This is a genomic window from Caballeronia sp., from assembly GCF_049581465.1.
Classification (GTDB): domain Bacteria; phylum Pseudomonadota; class Gammaproteobacteria; order Burkholderiales; family Burkholderiaceae; genus Caballeronia.
In genome coordinates, this window is record NZ_JBAUSA010000947.1 from 1 (window position 1) to 3,782 (window position 3,782).

The following is a 3,782-nucleotide window of genomic DNA, read 5'->3' on the forward strand; positions in this document are numbered from 1 at the left end:
CGATTGGGTCTTCGCCATTACCGTTCGAAATGGCAAAGTGACGAACATTCGGGAGTACATCGACACGCTTGCACTGGCCCGGGCCTCCGAACTTTAAGGCTGAAGCTAGCGATGAATCTAACAACAATAGTTAATCAGTTGGGTCGAACTGAGTATGTGGATGTCGCAGGCAGGCACGTTAGTGCGGGTACTTACCTCATTGAAACGCGAACCCATCGAGCTTCACGCGCTGTATCCGACACGCCGCAGCATGTCAGGAAAGGTCCGCGCTTTCATTGATGCCCTTATTGGTCACCTTGATACGGTCAAGCTAACGTCGCTCGCGCGACTAGCAACTGTCGTCCGCCAGGCGAGCGCCAACGCATTGATAGCGCCAATACCCGACGAACAAAATCATGGACTGAACGTCGCTTAGCTGCGTGCAGGGAACCCTTCCGAACACGCGCACCAGACTTACTCAGCAGTCGCTAATATAGGCGACAGATGGAGCTTGGAAGAATGAGCGGACAAGATGAGGCAGTTTCTTGAGTACTGGGACGGCGGACCGCTCAAAGTGTTCCGAGGCTTTGTGACGATGAAATTCGACGATCCAAGCAAGGGCGTGCTAAAGCCGGCGATGACGCACTTTTTCTATATGGACGAAGCTGATCCGTCGAAGGTACGCGCCTGGTACGGCTCGGTTGGCCCCGTCGAGTTCTGATCGTCGCGTAGTTGCGGCGCCTTGGTTATGCCGGCAGGTCTTATTACCCGTGACGTAATTGCGGGGCCTCGTGCTCATCGTTATTCTTTGGTTGTAGTTTGTCGTCCCCGACAGATACTTTTAACATTTAAGGAAATATTATGGCTAACTTTCCCATCTATACGCTCGAGTCTGCACCGGAGCAATCGAAGCCCGCACTGAACGGCCTCGCGCAGGCATTCGGCATGGTCCCCAATATTGCAGGTGCTATAGCCGATTCGCCGCATCTGATTAATGGCCTCGTCGGCGTGTTTCAACAGGTTCACGGCGGAAGCTTCACGGAAGCGCAGGTCCAGACGCTGCTGCTGACCAACGCCGTCACGAACGGCGCGACTTGGGCGGTTGCGTTCCACACGTTTCTGGCGCTTAAGGAAGGGCTGAGCGAGGCTGATGTGAATGCGATCCGCGAACGCCGTCTGCCGCTGGACGGTAAGCTTGCCGCACTTTCACGTCTGGCACGTACACTGATCGAACAGCGCGGCCGAATCAATGATCTTGATGTTGCTTCGTTTACCGAAGCAGGATTTGACCAAGCCCTGGTGCTCGACGTCATCCTCGTCGTGGCCGCGTCGACCATGACAAACTACACCTCCAGCGTCACACAGCCGCCGCTCGAGGAACTTTTTCAACAGCACGCTTGGAAGGCTTAAATTGTCTCGGATTGGGTGAGTTTTTCCGCTAGCCGTTGTAGAAAGCCTAGGTCGAGCCCTCTCCCTTGTTGAGCTCGTTGAGGGAGGGTTTGAACTATCGGTCGTCTCGGCCCGGCCGCGTGGAGTTTGGAACCGCGCGGCAGCCGGTTCGATCGGTGGATGAAACTTAAGCTTCTCGTCCTTCGTATCGATCAATGCGGCTATACATATTTTCCCTGATGTAGTTGGATTTACGGTGAGCGTCTCACCTGTTCGATTCACTGCTTGGATATATAGGTGGATCGTCAGCACTGACGCTAGTACGAATCTTGGGTTCGGTCACTGTGATGAAGGCGGCCGCCGGTTGGCCTCACCTTCAGGATTGTCTGAGCTGAAAGGTTAATATTAGCGCGTTAAGTCAATAGATTTAATTTTAGTTAAATACATCGGAATACTAACGTTATAATTCGAGATAGTCGTGAGCGAATTCCTTATCTCCGCCCAGGTTATCTCGTCGGCATCGGCCGCGCCTGCCCTCGCTTTTGCGCAAGGAAACGGCCCAATCACTCGTGCCCAAGTTAGAGCCGAACTCGTTCAACTGGAGAAAGCCGGCTATAACCCGGGAGCAAAAGATAACAACTACCCGCAGCGCATCCAGGGGCGGCTTCAGAAAACGGATTTTAACCACGCTAATCCCCTGCCGAGTGGCGAATGGGCTTGAACTTTCCTTGCTCGGGCTTTTGATTCTTCAGCCACAGGTAATCGCCCGCTAGATTGATGTACTCCCAGCCTAGCGGCGATAGGAACGGCAACATGTCGTCATCCGCCGGCAAGTCTCGGGCGCGCAATGCGTGCACGGTGCGTTCTAGATAGACCGTAACCGCCAAACCGTTCTGGCTCGGATAGCTGCCCAGCCTTCGTAGCATCAACGATGCCGTCACAGTTCCTTGTTTAATCGACGTGGCCGGACGCAAAATCTCGTCCCAGTGGTTGCTGATATGCTTTTCGTTGATGGTGCCGCCGATCATCGCTGTGAGTGCCGGATAGTTAATGGGCTTTCCAGGAACGTATAGCTTGGTGTCGCCAAGATCGCGGATGCGCGCCGCGAAACGAAAGCCGAGTCGGTGCATGAACGCGAAGACGTGATCGGTGAATCCGTTTGTGTCGGTGTAGTGCTCCTCAATGCGAAAATCAGATTCGTGATACAGCAGGCCGTCCAGGACGTAGGTCGAATCTCGTACACCGACGTTGACGAGCATCATGTTGAACGGCTCTCGCTTGGTCAGCATGATGTCTGGGGGGCGTCGGGAGCAGGGCAGGTGGTCGCGGTGGGAGCAGGCGTTCCAGCGGAATATACGGGCAAGCAGGTGGCGGTCTACCGGTCGCTCGGAAGAAGTCCCGAGAGTATTGGGTTTTGGTGTGAACGGGCGCAGGTGCCTTATTCGACCTGCCTGATCCTGCCGGACCATGTTCGTGCCCGCGACTATTGTGGCTCGCTCGTCAACGTGATAACGGCCTACGCTTTTCTCGAGGAGATTGCCGAAGCGGGCCACAAGGGAGTCATCGTCACGGCGGGGAATTCGGCCACAGGTCATGCTTTCGCTGCCCTCGCCCGTAGTAGAAAGTTGCCCGCGATTTTCCTGGTGCGCACCGAGGAGGCACGTGAGGCGCTGTGCCGTTTGGGCGTGGAGCACGTCATTGTCACCCGCGAGGGCTTCACCGATACGCTCAGCGTGTTGTCGGCCGAACTGGGAACGACGGCGGTATTCGACGGCGTCGGCGGCGACCTGCTGACGAGAATTGCGCCGGGCCTGCCTATGAATTCGTCGGTCTATTTCTACGGCCTTCTGGGAGGGGCCGCGCCGGTTTCCATTCAGTCTGTGCTCTTCATGATGAAGAACCTTACCTTGAAACGATTCAGCAACTTCGAAAGCCGGACGGTGAAGGATCATGACAAGCTCGTTTCTGCTCTCAAAGCGCTTGAGAGCGTGATTGACGATCGAATGTTCAGGACCAGAATTGGCAAGGAGTTTCGTCTCGATCAGGTCGAACTAGCCATGGCCTACGAATCGCTCGATGGTGCCAAGGCCGTCTTGCTGACATAGGTCGCCCGGGGTCTGGCAGGATCGGATGCGATTCACTATTCACGGCATGGTGAAACCCGTAACGACTCGGAATGAACACGACTATCGGGCGTCAGATGCGAAACCGCGTGGGAATCGCTCCGCGTATGTCTCCTATGTAGAACATCGACTGGCAGAAGTGGCATGTCAGAGCGGGTCCGGATAAAAGGTAATGTATTGCAAAAAGAGATGAGATCTTATAAATAAATATCGTCGAGCGAACGATCCCCAGCGTGTAAAAATAGGGACTATAGCGTCGGCGACTTTGTCTCGTACAAGAGGTGGAGAGCA

General features: G+C 54.9%; 3 protein-coding genes and 3 pseudogenes. 5 read left to right on the forward strand and 1 reads right to left on the reverse strand.

Going from position 1 to position 3,782, the window contains the following annotated elements; all coding sequences use genetic code 11:
• The 4 genes and pseudogenes from WCA53_RS23215 to WCA53_RS23230 form a co-directional block, all read left to right on the forward strand.
• A pseudogene (locus WCA53_RS23215) lies at nt 1–97 on the forward strand (nuclear transport factor 2 family protein); the annotation flags it as partial.
• A gap of 414 nt (nt 98–511) precedes the next feature.
• Nucleotides 512–700 (forward strand): hypothetical protein, encoded by a 189-nt coding sequence (locus tag WCA53_RS23220; protein WP_423915994.1) that lies wholly within the window; start codon nt 512–514, stop codon nt 698–700.
• 140 nt (nt 701–840) lie between these two features.
• A complete protein-coding gene (locus tag WCA53_RS23225; protein ID WP_423915996.1) occupies nt 841–1,389 on the forward strand; it encodes a carboxymuconolactone decarboxylase family protein in 549 nt (182 codons plus the stop codon).
• A gap of 457 nt (nt 1,390–1,846) precedes the next feature.
• Nucleotides 1,847–2,026, forward strand: a pseudogene (locus WCA53_RS23230) (DUF4148 domain-containing protein); the annotation flags it as partial.
• Between the two features lie 31 nt (nt 2,027–2,057).
• Here WCA53_RS23230 and WCA53_RS23235 read toward each other — a convergent pair.
• Nucleotides 2,058–2,639, reverse strand: a pseudogene (locus tag WCA53_RS23235) (Tn3 family transposase); the annotation flags it as partial.
• A 48-nt stretch (nt 2,640–2,687) separates the two neighbouring features.
• Here WCA53_RS23235 and WCA53_RS23240 point away from each other — a divergent pair.
• Nucleotides 2,688–3,473: a Zn-dependent oxidoreductase gene (locus WCA53_RS23240; protein WP_423915998.1), complete on the forward strand. Its 786-nt coding sequence runs from the start codon at nt 2,688–2,690 to the stop codon at nt 3,471–3,473.
• Nucleotides 3,474–3,782: the final 309 nt, after the last annotated feature.